General features: G+C 71.5%; 14 protein-coding genes and 1 tRNA gene. 10 read left to right on the top strand and 5 right to left on the bottom strand.

The features are described from left to right. Positions 1–249: 249 nt before the first annotated feature. Positions 250–2574 (top strand): pectate lyase-like domain-containing protein, encoded by a 2325-nt coding sequence (locus SD460_RS09925; RefSeq protein ID WP_290061008.1) that lies wholly within the window; start codon positions 250–252, stop codon positions 2572–2574. A 73-nt stretch (positions 2575–2647) separates the two neighbouring features. Here SD460_RS09925 and SD460_RS09920 read toward each other — a convergent pair whose 3' ends face one another. Next, positions 2648–3631, bottom strand: coding sequence for an erythromycin esterase family protein (locus SD460_RS09920; protein WP_290061010.1), 984 nt, complete (start codon positions 3629–3631; stop codon positions 2648–2650). Between the two features lie 17 nt (positions 3632–3648). Here SD460_RS09920 and SD460_RS09915 point away from each other — a divergent pair, with 17 nt between their 5' ends. Next, positions 3649–4350: a TioE family transcriptional regulator gene (locus SD460_RS09915; protein WP_290061012.1), complete on the top strand. Its 702-nt coding sequence runs from the start codon at positions 3649–3651 to the stop codon at positions 4348–4350. Here SD460_RS09915 and SD460_RS09910 read toward each other — a convergent pair. Further along, positions 4339–5193 carry an ion transporter gene (locus tag SD460_RS09910; RefSeq protein WP_290061013.1) on the bottom strand — a complete coding sequence of 285 codons (855 nt, stop codon included), beginning with the start codon at positions 5191–5193 and terminating at the stop codon, positions 4339–4341. The two genes, SD460_RS09915 and SD460_RS09910, sit on opposite strands and share 12 nt — an antisense overlap. A gap of 124 nt (positions 5194–5317) precedes the next feature. Between SD460_RS09910 and SD460_RS09905 the strand changes: the two genes are divergently transcribed. Continuing rightward, entirely contained in the window at positions 5318–6694 is a 1377-nt protein-coding gene (locus SD460_RS09905; protein WP_290061014.1) for an MFS transporter, read from the top strand. Positions 6695–6701: 7 nt separating this feature from the next. After that, positions 6702–7325 carry a TetR/AcrR family transcriptional regulator gene (locus tag SD460_RS09900; protein ID WP_290061017.1) on the top strand — a complete coding sequence of 208 codons (624 nt, stop codon included), beginning with the start codon at positions 6702–6704 and terminating at the stop codon, positions 7323–7325. On the opposite strand, the gene SD460_RS09895 is transcribed toward SD460_RS09900, so the two are convergent. Beyond that, positions 7322–8179: an alpha/beta fold hydrolase gene (locus tag SD460_RS09895; protein ID WP_290061018.1), complete on the bottom strand. Its 858-nt coding sequence runs from the start codon at positions 8177–8179 to the stop codon at positions 7322–7324. The genes SD460_RS09900 and SD460_RS09895 overlap by 4 nt on opposite strands. Positions 8180–8183: 4 nt before the next feature. Next, positions 8184–10454 carry an RCC1 domain-containing protein gene (locus SD460_RS09890; RefSeq protein ID WP_290061019.1) on the bottom strand — a complete coding sequence of 757 codons (2271 nt, stop codon included), beginning with the start codon at positions 10452–10454 and terminating at the stop codon, positions 8184–8186. Positions 10455–10680: 226 nt separating this feature from the next. Between SD460_RS09890 and SD460_RS09885 the strand changes: the two genes are divergently transcribed. The 5 genes from SD460_RS09885 (at position 10681) to SD460_RS09865 (ending at position 17367) form a co-directional block, all read left to right on the top strand. After that, on the top strand, positions 10681–13707 hold the full coding sequence (locus SD460_RS09885; protein WP_318306087.1) for an AfsR/SARP family transcriptional regulator: 3027 nt from the start codon (positions 10681–10683) through the stop codon (positions 13705–13707). 58 nt (positions 13708–13765) lie between these two features. Continuing rightward, entirely contained in the window at positions 13766–14188 is a 423-nt protein-coding gene (locus tag SD460_RS09880) for a M15 family metallopeptidase domain-containing protein (protein WP_290057359.1), read from the top strand. A gap of 101 nt (positions 14189–14289) precedes the next feature. Beyond that, a complete protein-coding gene (locus SD460_RS09875) occupies positions 14290–15600 on the top strand; it encodes an FG-GAP repeat domain-containing protein (RefSeq protein ID WP_290057360.1) in 1311 nt (436 codons plus the stop codon). A 10-nt stretch (positions 15601–15610) separates the two neighbouring features. Then, positions 15611–16921 (top strand): VCBS repeat domain-containing M23 family metallopeptidase, encoded by a 1311-nt coding sequence (locus tag SD460_RS09870; protein ID WP_290057361.1) that lies wholly within the window; start codon positions 15611–15613, stop codon positions 16919–16921. A gap of 20 nt (positions 16922–16941) precedes the next feature. Then, positions 16942–17367, top strand: a complete 426-nt coding sequence (locus SD460_RS09865; RefSeq protein ID WP_290057362.1) for a hypothetical protein — start codon at positions 16942–16944, stop codon at positions 17365–17367. A 63-nt stretch (positions 17368–17430) separates the two neighbouring features. Here the strand turns inward: SD460_RS09865 and SD460_RS09860 are convergent. Further along, a tRNA-Thr gene (locus SD460_RS09860) sits at positions 17431–17503 on the bottom strand. Positions 17504–17672: 169 nt separating this feature from the next. Here SD460_RS09860 and SD460_RS09855 point away from each other — a divergent pair. Beyond that, complete coding sequence (locus tag SD460_RS09855; RefSeq protein WP_290057952.1) at positions 17673–19172, top strand: threonine/serine exporter family protein; 1500 nt, start codon at positions 17673–17675, stop codon at positions 19170–19172. Positions 19173–19187: the final 15 nt, after the last annotated feature.

Genomic DNA, 19187 nt, shown 5'->3' with positions numbered 1-19187 from the left:
GACCGGGTGTGGCACGGGATCGTCGCATGTCACTCGTCCGGGGTCACCCGCTCGACGGATGTTTCTCGGTTCAGTCATTCGCCCACTGCACCGCCAAACGGACGAACAGTCACGAAGTGACTCACTCACCCGAGTGATTGGTCCAGACAAGTGTTACCAAAAAGTGACCGAAGTACCGGTAACCGGGAGCTAATTTGTTGTGACTCACAACGAATGCTCGTGGATCCCCAACGGCGGAGGTGTCACGGCGTGAACCGGACCCTGAACAAGCTACGACGACGCGGCCCGAGGTTCGCGCTCGTCGCCTCGGCACTGCTGGTGGCGGCCGGGCTCAGCGCCCCCGCCGCCTTCGCGGCCGACGACTACACCCAGAGCGTCACCCAGCTCAGCTCCACTCAGCTGCAGCTCAACTTCACCCCGACGACCCCCGCGGTGTACGTGGACGTCCACTACACCGGCGTCCCCGGCGTCGGCCAGCAGAACGTGCGGATGACCAACGGCTCCGGCACCTGGCGGACCACCGTCAGCGGCCTGAGCACCGGGAACACGCTCGACTACTGGTTCACCTACGAGAAGAGCGGCCCGCAGTACGACACCCCGCACTTCAGCTACACCGTCGGCGGCAGCTCGACGACGGTCGCGGCGCCGACGTTCAGCCCGCCCGGCGGCACGTACTCGTCCGCGCAGACGGTGACCATCAGCAGCGCCACCTCGGGCGCGACGATCCGGTACACGGTGGACGGCTCGACGCCGACCGCGTCCTCGACGCTCTACAGCGGACCGATCAGCGTCCCGAACTCCCGCACGGTCAACGCGATCGCGCTCAAGTCCGGGTCGACGACGTCACCGGTGTCCAGCGCGAGCTACACGATCGGCACCCAGGCCGGCTGCCCGACCCAGTCGGACACCCCGAACTTCGGGTCCAACGTGCGGATCTTCGACCCGAGCATGTCGGCGGCGACGATCCAGGCGCAGCTCGACACCGACTTCAACAACCAGAAGGACACGCTGACCGCGCAGATGGCGGACCGGCGCGTCGCACACCTGTTCAAGCCGGGCACGTACAACAACGTGCACGACAACGTCGGCTTCTACACCTCGGTGGCCGGGCTCGGCCAGAACCCCGGCGACGTCTTGATCAACGGTGACGTCACGGTCGACGCCTTCAACGCCTCCGACAACGGCGTCGCGCTGCAGAACTTCTGGCGCTCGGCGGAAAACATGGCGGTCAACCCCTCCGGTGGCCAGGAGCGCTGGGCGGTCGCGCAGGCCGCGCCGTTCCGCCGGATGGACGTCCGCGGCGGGCTGCAGCTGTACCCGGCGAGCTACGGCTTCGCCAGCGGCGGCTACATCGCCGACACGAAGGTGGCCGGCCAGGCCGCGTCGGTGTCGCAGCAGCAGTGGTACACCCGCGACTCCCAGCTCGGCAGCTGGAACGGCGGCGTCTGGAACATGGTCTTCTCCGGCACCAGCGGCGCGCCGGCGACCACGTTCCCGAACCCGCCGGAGACCACGCTGGCGACGACCCCGGTCTCCCGCGACGTGCCTTACCTCTACGTCGACGGCTCCGGCAAGTACCGCGTGTTCCTGCCTTCCCTGCGCACCAACGCGTCCGGCCCGAGCTGGGCGAACGGCAGCACGCCGGGCACGTCGGCGCCGATGAGCCAGTTCTACGTCGTCAAGTCCGGTGACACGGCCTCGTCGATCAACAACGCGCTCGCCGCGGGCTGCAACCTGTTCTTCACGCCGGGCGTCTACCACCTCAACCAGACGCTCAACGTGACCAAGGCGAACACGACGATCCTCGGCATCGGCTACCCGACGCTGGTGCCCGACAACGGCGTCAACGCGATGCAGGTGTCCGATGTGGACGGCGTGCGGCTCAAGGGCCTGCTCTTCGACGCGGGCACGACGAACTCGCAGGCGCTGCTCACCGTGGGCCAGTCCGGCTCGTCGGCGTCGCACGCGTCGAACCCGACGACGGTCCAGGACGTGTTCTTCCGGATCGGCGGCGCGATCGCCGGCAAGGCGACGAACAGCCTGATCGTCAACAGCTCCGACACGATCATCGACCACATCTGGGCGTGGCGGGCCGACCACGGCAACGCGGGCACGTACGGCTGGAACACGAACACGGCCGACACCGGGCTCGTGGTGAACGGCGCGAACGTGCTGGCCACCGGCCTGTTCGTCGAGCACTACCAGAAGTACCAGGTGATCTGGAACGGCCAGGGCGGGAGGACGATCTTCTTCCAGAACGAAATGCCCTACGACGTGCCGAACCAGGCGTCGTGGAACGCGCCGTCCGGCGTCGCCGGGTACGCGGCCTACAAGGTGGCGTCGAACGTGACGTCGCATGAGGCCTGGGGTCTCGGGAGCTACTGCTTCTTCGACACGAACCCGGCGGTGTCCAGCTACCACGCGTTCGAGGTGCCGAACACCAGCGGCGTGAAGTTCCACAGCCTGCTGTCGGTGTCGCTCAACTACCGCGGCACGATCACGCACGTCATCAACGACACCGGCGGTGTCACGCCTTCGGGCACGGTGCCGGTCAACGTGGTCAGCTACCCGTAAGCACGCTGCCGCGACCGGTCGTGAGTGTTTAGGACGGTTAGAACCGTCCTAAACACTCACGACCCCCGTGCGTTCAGGCGACGTGCAGCACGGCGTCGGCGGCGTCGAGCAGTTCCCGGGTGAGCGGCGCGTACCGGTGGTCGTGGTCGTCCCGGGTGCGACCGGCCGGGACCTCGGCGGTCAGCCGCCAGTCGGCGGTGTCGCGCTGCAGGCGCCCTTCGTAGGTGTCCGCGGCCGGCTCGCCGAGGCCGAGGGCGTCGCTGTGACCGAGGCTGCCGGCGATGAAGGCGTACCGGTCGCCGAGCCGGGACGCGACGATCGTGCCGGCGCCGGAGCCCAGGTGGGCGTTGTGCGCGAACACCAGCGTCCGGCCGGGTCCCGACGCGTGGATGTCGAGGAGGTTCCGGGCCATGATGACCGCGCGGGCGCCTGCCAGGCGCGCGATCCTCGTGTCCCGGTCGCCGGGCACCGCCGACGCCGCGTGGTAGCGCAGGAGGTCGAGCCCGGCGGTGGCGTGGATCCGGGCGCGGTCCCACGCGGCACGCGAAGTCGCCGCGATGAGCCGGGGTGCCTCCGCGTGGAGGGCGGTCAGCAGGTCGTCGGCGAGGATCCGCAGCTCACGAGCCTCGGGGGTGGCGCCGGGCGACTGAGCCGGGTCGAGGATCGCTTCGGAGCGGCTCCAGCGCTCGTCGTCGCCCGCCGGGAGGTCGACGTCGAGTCCCAGGTAGTCGCGGACGTGCTCGAGGTAACGGCGCGGGCTGGGCGCGCTGAACATCTCGGTCGGGGCGTCGAAGCCGTGGAAGGTCAGCGGTTCTTCGGCGGTCTCGTTGTACTCGCGCAGCCAGGCGAGCAGCTGCCGGTTGGCGGCCAGCTCGCCGAAACCGTGGGAGAACCCGCCGTCGAGCGCCGCGACGCGGTCGGTCTCCAGCGCGATCGAGCGGAAGCCGTGCGCGGTCAGCCGCGCGAAGAAGTCGTTGCGGATGCGCGCGAAGGCGGGTTCGAAGTGGGTCGGCTCGCCGAGCGCGAGCAGTTCGGCGGTGAAGTCGGTGAGCTCCATGTGGTTGAATCGTATCCTTGAACACCCGGTTGAGACCCGCCGATCTGGCCCGCGAGCACGGCCTCTCCACGCAGGCCGTGCGCAACTACGAGCGTGACGGCTTCCTCCCGCCCGCCGCGCGCACCGAGAGCGGATACCGGGTTTACACCGACGTGCACGCGAAGGCGTTGCGGGCGTTCCTCGCGCTGATCCCGGCCCACGGGCACGCCACGGCCGGCGGCATCATGGCCGCCGTCAACGCCGACGACCTCGACCGCGCGCTGGAGCTGGTCGACCGCGGCCACGCGCAGCTGTCCCGCGATCGCGCGACTCTCAACGCGGTGCGCACGGCGATCAGCCAGGTGACGACCGGGCCGGCCCCGGAACCGGCGAGCGCCGGGTGGTCCATCGGGGAGCTGGCGCACCGGCTCGAGGTCACGGCGGCGACCGTGCGGGCGTGGGAACGCGCCGGGATCCTCGTGCCCGAACGGAACCGCGCGACCGGTTACCGGGTCTTCCGGGCGGCCGACATCCGCGACGCCGAGCTGGCCCACCTCCTCCGCCGCGGCGGCTACCCGCTGGCGCACATCGCGACGGTGGTCGAACAGGTCCGCACGGCGGGCGGCACCGATGCACTGGCCGGCGCGCTGGCCGGCTGGCAGGAAAAACTCACGCGGCGGGGCCTGGCCATGCTCGACGCGGCCGCCCGGCTCGGGGAGTACGTGCGGTCACGGCCGTGACCTCGGGTGCAGGCGGTCGTATTCGAGCGCGGCCGTGTGCTGGGTGCGCACGGGCAGGGACTTCTCCCTCTCCTCGTCGTCCGTTTCGTTGAGCCCGAGCTGCACGGCCAGCCGGATCTGCTCGCGGTTGTCGCGCACGACGGCGGAGAAGAAGTCGTCGATCCGCGGGTCCAGCAGGACTTCGAGCAGCACGCGGAACGACGTGTCGACGCACGTCCGCACGATCTCGTCGTGGAACGGCAGCCGCTTGAGCTTCCCGAGCTGCGGGTCGGCGGCGATCTTCTCGGTGATGATCGCGCGCAGCTCTTCCTTGTTGGCCCCGAGCGACTTGGCGAGGTTTTCCGGGTAGTTCCCGGTTTCCAGCACCTTGACGACCTCGTCGAGCACCGCGATGGTGACCGGTTTCTTGATGGCCTTCACGATCGGCTCGGACAGCTTGTCGACGAGCCGGTAGGTGAACTGCTCCCCGACGGCCCGGTCCGCGGCCCGCCCGATCCGGATCAGCAGCAGCACGACGCTGACGAACTTGTGCGCGGCCATCGCGGGGTGCGCGACCGGGATCATGGCGAACAACTCGTACCAGTTGCGCACCAGGAACTTCTTGGCCCACCGGCGTTTCCGCCACCGCCACAGGAACTCGAGGAGGAACACCCCGCAGATCGCGCAGTCGACGGAGAAGATCACCAGCCCGACGTCCCGCGCGGGCGGGCTGAGCACCATGAACCCCAGCAACCCGACCGACCCGGCGGCGAGGATGAGCATGATCCAGTCGTCGGCCCGCACGTTCCCGGGCAGGATCCCGCTGTTGAGCTCCGGCTCGCGGGCGTCGCGAAGGGTGGCCATGCCCGATCATGGCACGCACCCGCCCGATCAGCCGCTTCGCCACCGGCGCGGCTAATCAAACAGATGGTTGACACAGTCTCTCGTCTGCATGATTATCGGTGGCACCGAGACGGACGGGGATGAAGTGGAAAAGCACGCACTCAGGTGGTGGGGACTGGCGGTCGCCGTGCTCGCCGTCCTGGTGGACATGATCGACAACCAGATCGTGGCGGTGGCCCTGCCGACGATCCGGCGCGAACTCGGCACCGGCGAAGCCGCCCTGCAGTGGATTTCGGCGGGCTACGCGCTGGGGTTCGCGCTCACGCTGATCACCGGCGGCCGCCTCGGCGACCGGCACGGGACGAAGAAGCTGTTCGTGGCGGGCATGCTCGTGTTCACCACCGCGTCGCTGGTCGCCGGCCTCGCCGGGCACGTCGGCGTGCTGATCGCCGCGCGCGTGGTACAGGGCGTCGGCTCCGGCCTGATGGTGCCGCAGGTCTTGTCGTTCATCCACGCGGAGTTCGACGAGCGGGAGCGGCCGAAGGCGATGGCCTGGTACGCGGGCGCGTTCCCGGTCGGCGGGCTCGCCGGGCCGCTGCTGGGTGGCGCGTTGACCGAAGCGGACCTGTTCGGCACCGGCTGGCGGGCGATCTTCCTGGTGAACGTCCCCATCGGGGTGCTCGCGCTCCTCGGCGCGCTGGCCACCATGGCCGGCCGGCCGGGGTTCCGCCGGCACCGCACGGACCCGGTGGGCCTCGCGCTGCTGACCGCCGCGTCGGCCGCCGTGTTCTACCCGCTGGTGCAGGGCCGCGAGCTGGGCTGGCCGATGTGGACGGTCGCGCTGCTGGTGGCGGCCGTCCCCCTGTTCGGGGTATTCGTGCTGCACCAACGGTTCCAGTTCCGCCGCGGCGGCGAACCGCTGGTCCCGCCGGAACTGCTGCGCCGGCTCGCCGTCGGTCAGGCGGTGCTGTTCTGCGTCACCACGGCGACCGGCGTGTTCTTCGTCCTGACCCTGCACCTGCAGCTGGGGCTCGGATTTTCCCCGTGGGAAGCGGCTTTGACGTTCGCGCCGTCGACGCTCGGCATCGTCGCGGGCAACGTCCTCGCCCTGCGCCTGGCGGCCCGCTTCGGCCGGGCGTTCACGGCGGGCGCCCTCGGCGTGCTGCTGGCCGGGCTGGTCGCGATCGCCTTTGTGGCCGGGGATCCCGCGTTGCGCGGCTGGGAGCTGCTGGTGCCGGTGATCGCCGTCGGGCTGGGGATGGGCGCGGTGCTGAACGCGCTGTTCGCCGCGTCGATGGCCGAAGTCCGGCCGGAGCTCGCGGGGGCGGCGTCCGGCGTCGTCAACACCACCGTCCAGCTCGGCACGGCGACCGGGATCGCGCTGTCCGGCACGGTGTTCTTCGCCCGGCTCGACGCCGGATCGGCGTCGGCGACGACTGGAGCGCTGCTGGTCAGCGCGGGCGTGCTGGTCGTCGCTCTCATCCTTTCGGTGAACAAGGTCAAGCAACCGGCTGACGTATAGTCGCGGCGTGACCGCTTCGAAGCCCCGCCGTTCGCCGAAGCCCCAAGAGCGGCAACGGGATCCGGAACGCACCCGCCGCCTGATCCTCGACGCGGCGGGCGCGGAGTTCGCGGCGAAGGGCTACGCGGGCGCCCGGATCGCGGCGATCGCGGCACGGGCCGGGGTGAACCAGCAGCTGATTTCGTACTACTTCGACGGTAAGGAAGGCCTGTACCGGGCGCTGTCGGAGCAGTGGACCGAGCGGCAGGGCGAGCTGGTCTCGCCGGACATGCCGCTGTCGGAGCAGATCCGGCGCCACGCGCTCGAAGCCACGACGGGCCGCGACGGCATGCGGCTGGTGGCGTGGTCCGGGCTGGAGTACGAAGGCGCCGAGTCGGACCCCGACCACGGACCCCGCACGCAGCGCCTGACCGGCACGGTGGCGCGGATCGCGGAGCTGAAGGAAGCGGGCCGCCTCCCGGAGTGGATCGACCCGGCGTGTTTCACGGTGCTGCTGATGTCGGCCGCGATGGCCCCGGTGACCCTGCCGCACGTGGCCGAAGGACTGACCGGGATGGACCCGGCGTCCCCGGACTTCGTGCGGCAGTACGCGGACCAGCTCGCGAAGCTGGTCGAACACCTCGGGGCCTAGCCCGCCAGCACCTCACGCAGCTTCGCCGCGAAGGCTTCCGGCTTCCCGGCGTACCCGTGTTCCCCGCCCAGAAAACCACCGTGGTGACTGGGAAACACCGTGGCCTCCTGGCCCAGCGCCGCGGCCGTCGCGAGGCCGGCCCGCCCGGTCATCTCGTCGATGGACTCCTCGCCGACGCCGACGACGATCCGCGTCGGAGCCGCCGTCAGCGCGGGGACGTCCGGCCGGAAAGCCGTGACCGCCAGGGAGCGCTCGGACAGCAGCGGGTCGTCCCGGCGGCCGTCGTCCTCGGTCGGCAGGCCGAACTGGGCGGGGTCCGCCGGCGGGAGCGCGAAGTAGGCGTCGGTGAACTCGCCCTTCCACGACGCCAGCACCATGAACGCGGCCATCCCGGCGCCGAAACCCTTGGCCTGGTAGGCGTCCCGCATCGCCTTCGAGGCGCGCTCGGCCGCGGCCGCGTCGGGCAGTAAGGCGGCCAGCGGCGGTTCGTGGGCCACAAGCGTGACGACGTCTTCCGGGTGCGCCTCGACCAGCGCGAGCGCGGCGACCGCGCCCCCGCTGCTGCCGAACACGTCGACCGGGCCCGCGCCGAGCGCCTCGATGACGGCGTGGACGTCCCCGGCCTGGACCTCCGGCACGTGGTCCTCGCGGCCGTCCTTGCGGACGCTGCGCCCGAGCCCGCGCGGGTCGTAGGTGACCACGGTCCGGTCGGGGAAGAGCCCGGCCAGCGTGCCGAAGCCGTCGGCGGCCATCGGCTGCCCGATGAGCAGCAGCGGCCGTCCGCCGGACGCCGGGCCGTGCACGTCGTAGACGATGTCGGCCTCGGGCGTTTCCAGGGTGTGCGTCGTCGTCATGGGGTCACTCTCCCAGGGCCAGCCCGCTCGCGATGGCCTTGACACGGCTGAGGCCGGGCACCTGGACCGGGGCCGCGGCCCACCACGGGTACGCCGTGACCCCTTGCCCGAGCTCGAGCTCGTGGTTGTCGCCCCAGCCCCAGACCGTGCCGTCGGTCTTGACGGCGTACCCACCGCCGTTGAAAAAGCCGATCGCCTTGACGCCGGTGAGGTCGCGCACCGGGGCCGGGACCGCCGACGTGCAGTTCGGGCCCGCCGATTCGCAGCTCACGCCGTTGCCGAGCCGGCCGCGGTCGTTGTCGCCCCAGGAGTGGACGGTGCCGTCGGACTTCAGCGCGTAGGCCGCCCCGTAGTTGCCGGTCACGGCGGTGACGCCGGTCAGGCCGGCCACCGGCACCGGCGTGCGGGACAGGCAGCTCGAGGTCGGGCACGCGACGCCGGTGCCGAGCTGGTTGTGGCTGTTGTCGCCCCAGGCCCACACGGTGCCGTCGGCCTTCACGGCATAGGCGCTGTACCCGTCGCCGCTGCCGATCGTCTGGACGCCGCTCAGGCCGGAGACGCGCACCGGCGTGGCGGAGCTCGCCGCGGTCGAGCCGGTGCCCAGCTCGCCGCGTTCGTTGCTGCCCCAGGCCCACACGGTGCCGTCGGACTTCAGCGCGTACGCGGTGTTTCGCGCGGCCGCGATGGCGGTGACCCCGGTGAGGCCGGCGACCTGCGCGGGTGCGTTGACGGCGTTCCCCCACCGCCACACGGTGCCGTCGGAGCGCCGGGCGAACCCTTCGATCTCACCGGCCGCGATGGCCGTGACCGAGGTCAGCCCGACGACCGGGACCGGCGCGCGCGACGCCCCGCTGTACCAGCCGTTGCCCAGTTGGCCGGACGAGTTGGAGCCCCACGCCCGGACGGTCCCGTCGACGCGCAGCGCGTAGCCGTGCGAGGTCCAGCCGGCGATGGCGACGACGTCGCTCAGGCCGGCCATCGGCTTCGGCGTCCCGATGTACCCGGTGCCCTGGTGCCACGAGTAACTGCTCCACGTCGAAACGCACTGGTTGAGGCAGTCGGCGGCCGGCAGGGTGAAGTAGCCGGCGAGGTCGGCCGACACGTCGACCGTGCCGGCGCGGTTGTGGACGTAGACCGAGCGGTCCGTGTCGGACGAGGCGTTGACCGCCGGGCCGACCGCGGACACGACGGGCGCGGCCGCCACCGAGATCGTCTGTCCCGGTGCGAGGGACAGGCCGGGGTCGGGCTGGGTGGTCGACGGGCGGTCCCACGCCGTGACGGCGGTGGTCGCGGTCGCCGAATAGCCGGTCACGTTCAGGACGACGGCGAGCGCGTTCGAGGGGATCGACGGCTGCAGCCGGTACGCGAGGTCGCTGTTCGCGCCGATCTTCTTGGGCTGACCGTCCCACGTCCCGAGCCCGCTGCGGCTGTCCAGCACCCGCTCCGGGGCGACCGGGGTGAAGAAGGCGCCGTAGTCGGTGGCGTAGAAGCCGACGAGGTCGGCGTACACCTCGACCTGACCGGCCAGGTTGTAGAAGTCGATCGACCGGTCCGCGCCGATCTTGACGGTGACCAGGTTCGTGCCCTGCCCACCGGGGTAGGCGGCGACGCTGGCCATGGTCGGCCGCGGCGTGCTGTGCGGGAACACGGAGGCGTAGGTGGCCGCGGACGGGTTGGTCAGCGTGAGGGCGAACGTCACGGCGGTGGCCGTGGCGGGCACTTCGTCGACCAGGCTCAGCTTGGTCGTGGTGCCGTTCCCGAGCGAGCTGATGAGCAGCCGCGAGGGACTGACCGGCGTGTACCGCGAGCCGGCGTCGGTCGTGTAGTAGCCGACGATGCTGGCGATGAGGTGGACGGAGCCGGCCTCGTTGTAGAAGTCGACAGTCCGGTCGGCCCCGACCTGCACGGTGACCTGGTTGGACCGCCGCTTGCCGGCCTGCACCTGCATGCTGGGCAGCGCCGGCCGGGCCTGCCCGTGCGTGAAGGCGGTGACCGCGGAGTCGGCGGTCGGGCTCTCGACCCAGAGGTTCACGACGACGGCGGTGCTGTTGACGGGCGCGAGCGAGGCCGCGCTGCCGGTCACGGTGGTCTTCGCCCCCACCGGCCCGATCGCGATCCCGACCCCGCGAACGGTGTCGAGGAACCGCGTGGGCTGCACGGCGGTGAAGGAGGAAGCGGGCGAGGTGACGGCGGCTTGAGCAGCTGGTGCGGCTACTGCCGGGACGAGCGCGGCCACCAGGGCGACGACGAGCGCGAGCGGACGTGACAAGACCATGTGTTCCCCCCAAGGACCCCAGAACGGGCCTGCGCGGACTCTATGCCGGTTCCGGGAGGAGGGGTAGCGGCCGTTCGGCGGACAGCGCCCGGGCCGGAGCCGGACGGCGCGGCGGTCCGAAATGGACGCCGGCCGCGGACGGCTTTGGGCGCTTTGCCGGTTCCTCCCGCCGGTGACGCTGGGTAGACTCGCGGGCGGAGGGACGCAGGTCGTCCGGGGGGACCGCATGGATATCCGGGTGCTGGGCTCGGTCGAGGTCTGGGCCGGTGCCGCGCCCGTGCCGGTCGGCGGCAGCAAGCCGAGGGCACTGCTGGCGGCACTCGCGCTGGTCCCCGGGCACGTCTGCTCGGTGTCACGCCTCGTCGACGTCGTGTGGGGCGCCGACTCGCCCGCCACCGCCACCGATCTCGTCCAGTCCTACGTGTCGACCCTGCGCCGGAAGCTGCCCGGCGGCGGCGAGGTGATCGAGACGCGGCCGCCGGGGTACGTGCTGCGGGTCGAGCCGGACGCCGTCGACCACCTGCGGTTCGAGCGGCTGGTCGCCGAGGCCAGGGCCGAGGTGGCGCGCGGCAGCACCGCGCGGGCCGCGGAACTCTTCGACGAGGCCCTGTCGTTGTGGCGGGGGCCGGCGCTCGGCGAGCTGGGCCGGTCCACGCTCGCCGCCGAGGCGGCGCGGCTGGACGAAGCCCGGCTGTCGGTGCTGGAGGAGCGCGCCGCCGTCGGACTCGCGCTGGGTGGTTACGAAGCGCTCGTCGGCGAGCTCACCGCCGCGGTCCGGCAGCACCCGGCGCGGGAAGCGTTGCGCCGCCACCTGATGGTCGCGTTGTTCGCGCTCGACCGGCAGGCGGACGCGCTCGCGGTCTACCGGGAGGGCAGGCAGTTCCTGGTCGACGAGCACGGGGTCGAGCCGGGACCGGTGCTGCGGGCCGCGCACGACGCGATCCTGCGGTCCGACGCCGAGGCGCTCGGGATCGCGGACCGGCCGGGCCCGCCGGCACCGGGCCGCGCGTCGAAGGCCGGCCCGCGGCCCGCGCAGCTCCCGGCGGTGCCACCGGACTTCACCGGACGCGGGCGTCAGCTCGCGGAAGTGACCGAGGGGCTCGTCCCGGCCGACGGCACCGTGCCGGTCTGGGTGGTGTCCGGGCAAGGCGGCGTCGGCAAGTCGACGCTCGCGCTGCGGGCCGCCCACGAGCTGGCCGCGGCGTTCGCCGACGGTCAGCTGTTCGCCCAGCTGCACGGCACGACCAGCACCCCGGCGTCGATCGACGCGATCCTCGCGCGCTTCCTCAAGGCGCTGGGCGACGCACCCGGCGACACACCGTCCACTGTGGAGGAACAGGCCGAGCGGTACCGGTCGGTGCTGGCCGGGCGCCGGGTGCTGGTGGTCCTCGACGACGCCGCCACCGAGGCGCAGGTGCGCCCGCTGCTGCCCGGCACACCCGGCTGCGCGGTGCTGGTGACCTCGCGCAACCGGCTGGCCGGGCTCGTCGGCGCCCGGCGCATCGAACTCGACGTGCTGGCGGACGCCGAAGCACGCGAGCTGCTCGTCCGCATCACCGGGGACGACCGGGCGGCGGCCGAACCGGCCGCGCTGGAACGGCTGGTCGACCAGTCGGCCCGGCTGCCGCTGGCGGTGCGGATCATCGGCGTCCGGCTGGCCACCCGGCGGCACTGGCGGCTCGCGCAGCTGTCCGCCCGGCTCGACGACGAGACCCGCCGGCTCGACGAGCTGTCCGCCGGCGACCAGCAGGTGCGGGTCTCCTTCGGCATCAGCTACGACGCGCTCGGCCCGGACGCCAGGACGACGTTGCGCCACCTGGGCGCCCTCGGCCTGCCGACGTTCCCGGTGTGGGTGATCGGCGCGCTGCTGGACGCGCCCGACGACGTCGTCGACCGGGTGGTCGACGACCTGCTGGACGCGCACCTGCTCACCTTCGGCGGGGTGGACGCGTGCGGGCAGAGCCGGTTCGAGGTGCACGACCTGCTGCGGATCTTCGCCGCGGAACGGGCCGCCGCGGAGGACGCGCCCGACGTCGTGGCCGCCGCGGTGACCAGGGTGGTGACGGGCTGGCTGTACGTGGTCGACACGGTGCTGGCCAGCCGGCCGCCGGGCGGGTTGACGCTGCGTGCCCAGCGGGCGGCCACCGAACGTGATCCGTGGCCCTGGCTGGTGCCCGCCGTCCGCGCGGCGCTCGCCGAGCCGCGCACGTGGTTCACGACCGAGCACCACTCGCTGGTGGCCGGCGTCGAACGAGCGGCGGCGCTGGACCTCGGCAAGCTCGCCGGTGACTTGGCCTCGGCCCTCGCCGCGTCGTTCGCGGTCAGCAACCTGTTCGAGGCGTGGACCCAGACGCACAACTCGGCGCTGGCCGCGGCCCGCCGCAGCGGTGACCGGCAGGCGGAGGCCATGCTGCTCGCCGAGTTCGGGCAGCTGCGGTACAAGCAGGACCGGCTCGCCGAGGCCCGCACCTACCTGATGCAGGCCCTGCAGGTGTTCCGCGAGCTCGGGGACCGGCGGGGCGAGGCGCTGACGCTCGCGGCCCTCGCCACGGCGAACCACGAGCAGGGTTACCTGTCCGAAGCACTGCACTTCTTCGAGCTGGCCGACGCCGTGTTCCACGAGCTCGGCGACGACTCGTCGCTCGCCTACTCGAGCCGGCTCGCCGGCCTGGTCCAGCTGGAGCTCGGGGAGCTGGCCGACGCGCAGCGGCTGGTCACGCGGGCGCTGGAGGCGTTCCGGCGGCTCGGCAGCCGCCGCGGCGAGGGGATGACGTTGCGCACGCTCAGCCTGGTGCACCGCGCCCGCGGGGAGTACCGGCGGGCGTACGAGCTCGGCGAGCAGGCCCGCACGATCTTCGAGGAGACCGGGGACCAGCTGCTCGAGGCCTACAGCGCGCGGTCGGTGGCCAAGGCGCTCGTCCGGCTCGGCCGCGCCGCGGAGACGGACGCGTTGCTGGCGCGGGCGGTGCGCACCTCGCGGTCCCTCGGTGACCGGTGGGGCGAGGCGATGTCGTTGCGCACCACGGGTGAACGCGACCTCGCACTGGGCCGGCTGGCGGACGCGGAGCGGCGGTTGCGGGCCGCGATCCGGCTGTGGCGGGCGATCGACCTGCCGCTGCACCAAGCCCGTACCCAGCGCGATCTGGCCGACACCCTGGAGGCCGCCGGAGACGTCGCCGCGGCGGCGGCGCTGCGAGCCGAGATGGCCGAGGTGTTCCGCCTCTACGGCGTCCGGGAACAGGACGAGCGCTGATCGAGTCCTTACAGCGGACTTGCAGCGTTCTTGCAGCGCCCCCGGTCAGCGTGGAGCGGTGTCCAGCAGCCGGCGCGACGAGCCGCTTCGCGATCTCGCGCTCGCCCACGCGCTGCGCACCGCCGGCCCGCACCCGGTACGGCTCCGCTCGGGCCTGGTCGACCGGCTGACGGTCGCGCAGACGTTGCTGCCCCGGGCCTTCCGCTTCCTGGTCATCGCCGGGCACCGCGCCCCGGCACCCTGTCCGCACGTGGCCGGCCACGCCACCGGCGGTGCGGCGGACCTGACCCTCCACGTCACCGGCGAGCCGGAACCCGCGCTGTGGTCCGCCACGCCCCCGCCGTTGTGGCCGACCGCCGAACACGCGCTGCGGTCCATGGGCATGGTCGGCGGCGACCGGTGGTGGCACTGGTCGTTCGGCGACGACCGCTGGTCCGCGGGCACCGGCGCGCCCGCGCCGTTGTACGACGTCATCCCCTGACAGCGCGTTCCCCGGGGAATTGCGGAGAACTTCCAGCCGGTGCGCCGATGCTGGCACCCGTCACCGGATTCCGCTCCACTCCGCAGAAAGCGTGATCAGCCATGCGAATCTTCCTCGCCGCCTTGCTGGGCGCCCTCGTCGTGCCGCTCGTCGCCGCGCCGGCACCCGCGTCGGCGTCCACCTTGAACACCGCGGTCAGCCGCCCGGAAATCATGGCCAGGGCCCAGAACTGGGTGAACCGCGGGCTCACCTACGACATGGACGGGCCGTTCGCGACCGACGCCGACGGCACCCACTCCTACCGCCGCGACTGTTCCGGTCTCGTGTCGATGGCCTGGCACCTGGGCTCGAGCCTGACCACCGACCAGTTCCTCGCCAGAGCCCGCGCGGGCAACGGGATGCAAGTCATCCCCCGCGACTCGCTGCGGCCGGGTGACGCGATGGTCCGCGACGACGACGGCGGCGGGAGCGGCGGCCACATCGAACTGTTCTCGCACTGGGTCAACGCGGCCCACCACGGCGACGGTGCGTACGTCTACTCGTTCAACAAGACGGGCCAGACCGTGCAGAACCCGTACGCCAAGAACAACGCCGGCCTGCTCGGCAAGGACAGCTCCGGGGAAATGGACGAATACACGTTCATCCGCTACCGGAAAGCCGACAGCGAACGGGTTTCCGACTTCAGCGGCGACGGGTACGCGGACGTGCTCGGTGTGAATTCCGCCGGTGACCTCATGTACTACCCGAACAACGGCCTGAACGTCTCGGACTCGACGGCACGGCGTCTGGACACCGGCTGGGGCGCCTACTCGCACGTGGCGGCGGGCGACTTCAGCGGCGACGGCTTCGCGGACCTCTTCGGCGTCAACGCCGCCGGCGCGCTCGTCTACTTCCCCAACAACGGCCTGGCGATCTCTTCGTCGACCGCGCAGCAGATCGGCAGCGGCTGGGGCTCCTTCCGGCACGTGGCGGCCGGCGACTTCAGCGGCGACGGGCACGCGGACATCCTCGGCGTCAACGCCGCGGGCGAACTCCTGTACTACCCCAACAACGGGCTCGCGCTCTCCTCGCCGGTCCGGCTGGACACCGGCTGGGACACGGTCAAGCACGTGATGGCCGCGGACTTCAGCGGCGACGGGTACGCCGACGTCCTCGCCGTGAACGCGGCGGGCAACCTCATCTACTACCCCAACAACGGGCTCGCCATCTCCTCGTCCACCGCGCAGCAGATCGGCGCCGGCTGGGGATCGTTCAGCCAGGTGTTCGCCTCGGACTTCAGCGGCGACGACTACGCCGACGTCCTCGGCGTCGACGCGGCGGGAAACCTGCAGTACTACGCGAACAACGGCCTCGCACTGTCCGCTTCGCGCCAGCTGGCCTCCGGCTGGGCTTCGTTCACCCACGCCGAATAGGAGGCCCGCCATGTTTCTCCGACGAGTTCTCCTCGTCCTCGGGGGCATCGCCACCGGCCTGACCGTCCTCAGTGGACCGCAAGCGCAGGCGGCGCCGTCGTTCCAGCTCCCGTTCGAGTGCGGCCAGCAGTGGCGGCTGGACACCTGGGGGCACAACCCGGCGCTGGACATGGTGCGCGAGCCCAACCAGACCGGCACCGAAGGCGCCGCCGTGCTGGCCCCGGCGAGCGGCACCGTCAACCAGTCCTTCTACCACGACAACGCGGGCAACGTGATCCAGATCAACCACGGCGGCGGCCACTTCACGACCTACCTGCACCTGCAGTCCCGCCAGGTTTCGGCGGGCACGCAGGTCCGGCAGGGCCAGCTGATCGGCCGGGTCGGCGCGACCGGCCCGACTTCGAACGGCCACCCGCACCTGCACTACGAGCAGGGTTTCGACAGCAACGGCAACGGGAGCGTGACGTGGGGCTTCGCGGGTGCGGAACGCGTGCCGGCGTCGTTCAACGGCGTGACGTACACCGGCTCGTCGGCCACCTGGCGCAACGTCGCCAGCCGCAACTGCCGTGACCGGGAACGGGTTTCCGACTTCAGCGGCGACGGCTACGCGGACGTGCTCGGCGTCAACGCCGCCGGCGAGCTCGTGTACTACCCGAACAACGGACTGGCCGTCTCGGACTCGACCGCCCAGCGGATCGGCCAGGGCTGGGGCACCTTCCGGCACGTGACGGCCGCCGACTTCAGCGGCGACGGCTACGCCGACGTCCTGGGCGTCAACGCCGCGGGTGAGCTCGTGTACTACCCCAACAACGGCCTGGCGCTCTCCCCGGCGGTCCGCCTGGCCACCGGCTGGGGTGCCTTCCTCCAGGTCACGGCGGGGGACTTCAGCGGCGACGGGTACGCGGACGTGCTGGCCGTCAACGCCGCCGGCGAGCTCGTGTACTACCCGAACAACGGACTGGCCGTCTCGGATTCGACGGCCCAGCGCCTGGACACGGGCTGGGGCACCTTCCGGCACGTGATGGCCGCCGACTTCAGCGGCGACGGCTACGCCGACGTCCTGGGCGTGAACGCGGCCGGAGACCTCCTGTACTACCCGAACAACGGGCTCACGATCTCCCGCTCGACGTCGCGGCAGATCGGCACCGGCTGGCAGCCGTTCAAGCACGTGTTCGCGTCCGACTTCAGCGGCGACGGCTACGCCGACGTGCTCGGCGTGAACGCGGACGGCGACCTCTTGTACTACCCCAACAACAACATCGCCCTCTCGTCCTACGGCCGGCTGGACACCGGCTGGGGCGCGTTCACCCACGCGATGTGACCAACCCACGAGGAGGAATCATGAAGTTCACGGCAGCAGCAGTCACGCTCACGGCGACCGCGGCGGCGGTACTGGGCACGGCGGTCCCGGCGGCCGCGTCGACGGAACTTCTGCCCGGCCATTGCGCGGGCGCCACCGTCCGCACCTACGTGCAGACCGGCAGCACCCAGCGGACCACCAGCGCCTGGGGCAACATCGCACTGGACCTCAACGCGAACACCGGCACTTCGGACTGCAACGGCATCTGGCCGGGCGGCCAGCTGTTCGTGGCGGCAGCGAAGTGCAACGGCGGCGGCCGCTTCTCGTCCTGGCGCCAGTACACCGGCCAGCGCCGCATGGACATCGCGACCGACGTCTTGCCGAACACGTGCTTCGTCCTGACCTGGTACGGCACCGGCGGCAACGACGGCAACTACTTCCAGGGCCGGGTGATCTGGCCGCAGTGACCTGGAGTGACGAGGGCCCGGACGGCAAGCGGTGCCGTCCGGGCCCTCGTCACGTCGTTTCGGAGCCGCCAAGGGGGCTCGAACCCCTGACCTTCTGTTTACAAGACAGATGCTCTACCAGCTGAGCTATAGCGGCCTGGCGCCGGAGCGCCGATCACAGTGTATCGGCCTGCTCGCGAGATCGAGCCGACAGGCATGATCCCCTGCTCCAGGCCACTATGGAGGAACGTGGTCAACGCCACTGCAACGATCACCACACGGGGGTCGATGGTCCGGGAGGAGCAGAGCGAGGAGGTGGATGGATCATGAAGATCAACGAGCGCACCAACGGGGGCGGGACGGCCAGATGGCCCCTGCTGGAGCCGCCCGAACGACGGCCGAAGATCCACCGCCCGAACCTCCTGAAGCACCGGCCGTGGCACGTGCTCGAGGCGCCCACCGGGGAGCTGCCCGCCGTCGATGCCGACGAGGCCATGGGGCCGCAGCTGCCCGATGAGACCACCGTCAACTTCGTGCTCGACCTCTCGCTGCGGATCGGCGAGGTGCAGATGGCGAGCGGGGCCGGCGCGTCGGACGTCACCGCGACGATCATCGCCATCGCCGGGGCGCTCGGGCTGCCGCACTGCGAGGTCGACGTCATCTTCACGTCGATCACCGTGACCTGCCACCGCGGGACCGAGCTCGCGCCGGTCACCGCGCTGCGGGTGGTGCGGAGCCGGAGCCTCGACTACACCCGGCTGACCGAGACCGAGAAGCTCGTCCGGAAGATCGTGCGCGGGCACATCGGGGCCGAGCAGGCGCAGACCGAGCTCGAGCGGATCACCTCGGCGCCGCACCCCTACCCGCGCTGGACCGCGACGCTGGCCTGGGGCGGGGTCGCCGCCTTCATCACCCTGCTGCTCGGCGGCGGGCTCGACATCGCGCTCGTCGCCTTCGTCATCAGCGGGGTGATCGACCGGATCGGGCGGTACGTGAACCGCTACGGCCTGCCGTTCTTCTTCCAGCAGGTCATCGGGGGCCTGGTCGCGACGCTCTCGGCGATGGCCATCGTCAGCATGAACGTCCTGACCACGGACAAACCGACGCTCGTCGTCGCGGCCGCGGTCACCGTGCTGCTGTCCGGGCTGTCCACCGTCTCGGCGGTGCAGGACGCCATCACCGGCTACAACGTCACCGCCGCCGGCCGCACCATGGAAACCGTGCTGATGTCGGCCGGGCTGATCTCCGGGGTCGTGCTCGCCCTGCGCATCGCCGTCATGCTCGGCCTGCAGCGCACGCCGCTGCCGGACGTGCCGACGTCGACCGCGCTGCAGCTGCCGATGGTCGTCGTCGGCGGGGCCGGCGCCGCCGCCTGCTTCGCGCTCGCGAGCTACTCGAAGATGCGCGCGATGCTGGTCGCGGCGGCCGCCGGGGGCATCGGCGCCGCCGTCTACGGGTCACTGACCGTGGCGCAGCTGGACGGCGTCAGCTCGTCCGCGATCGCCGCCACGCTGGTCGGGTTCTGCGGTGGCGTGCTCGCGCGGCGACTCGGCGTTACTCCACTGGTGGTCGCCGTGTCCGGGATCACTCCGCTGCTTCCGGGCCTCTCGACCTACCGTGGTCTGTACCAGATCGGCGTCGAGCCGGGCGGCAACATCTCGACGCTCATGACGGCCGTCGCAATCGGGCTTGCGCTGGCAGCGGGCGTGGTACTCGGGGAATGGCTCGCCCAGCCGGTCCGCACCGGCCTGGGCAGGCTGGAGCGGCGGTTCGCCGGACCACGCATGGCTGGTCCGCTCGAACCGACCGAACGAAGCTTGGAGTAACACCGCGGTCACCGG

Origin of the sequence: Amycolatopsis solani (assembly GCF_033441515.1) — a bacterium.
Lineage (GTDB): Bacteria > Actinomycetota > Actinomycetes > Mycobacteriales > Pseudonocardiaceae > Amycolatopsis > Amycolatopsis solani.
Note: the sequence above shows the minus strand (reverse complement) of the source record. Positions and strands in the feature narration are given on the sequence as shown.

Coding starts and splice junctions, on each gene's coding strand:
- SD460_RS09920 (WP_290061010.1), bottom strand. CDS start 3,631: ATGGAGCTCACCGACTTCACCGCCGAACTGCTCGCGCTCGGCGAGCCG.
- SD460_RS09910 (WP_290061013.1), bottom strand. CDS start 5,193: ATGGCCACCCTTCGCGACGCCCGCGAGCCGGAGCTCAACAGCGGGATC.
- SD460_RS09895 (WP_290061018.1), bottom strand. CDS start 8,179: ATGACGACGACGCACACCCTGGAAACGCCCGAGGCCGACATCGTCTAC.
- SD460_RS09890 (WP_290061019.1), bottom strand. CDS start 10,454: ATGGTCTTGTCACGTCCGCTCGCGCTCGTCGTCGCCCTGGTGGCCGCG.
- SD460_RS09885 (WP_318306087.1), top strand. CDS start 10,681: ATGGATATCCGGGTGCTGGGCTCGGTCGAGGTCTGGGCCGGTGCCGCG.
- SD460_RS09875 (WP_290057360.1), top strand. CDS start 14,290: ATGCGAATCTTCCTCGCCGCCTTGCTGGGCGCCCTCGTCGTGCCGCTC.
- SD460_RS09870 (WP_290057361.1), top strand. CDS start 15,611: ATGTTTCTCCGACGAGTTCTCCTCGTCCTCGGGGGCATCGCCACCGGC.
- SD460_RS09865 (WP_290057362.1), top strand. CDS start 16,942: ATGAAGTTCACGGCAGCAGCAGTCACGCTCACGGCGACCGCGGCGGCG.
- SD460_RS09855 (WP_290057952.1), top strand. CDS start 17,673: ATGAAGATCAACGAGCGCACCAACGGGGGCGGGACGGCCAGATGGCCC.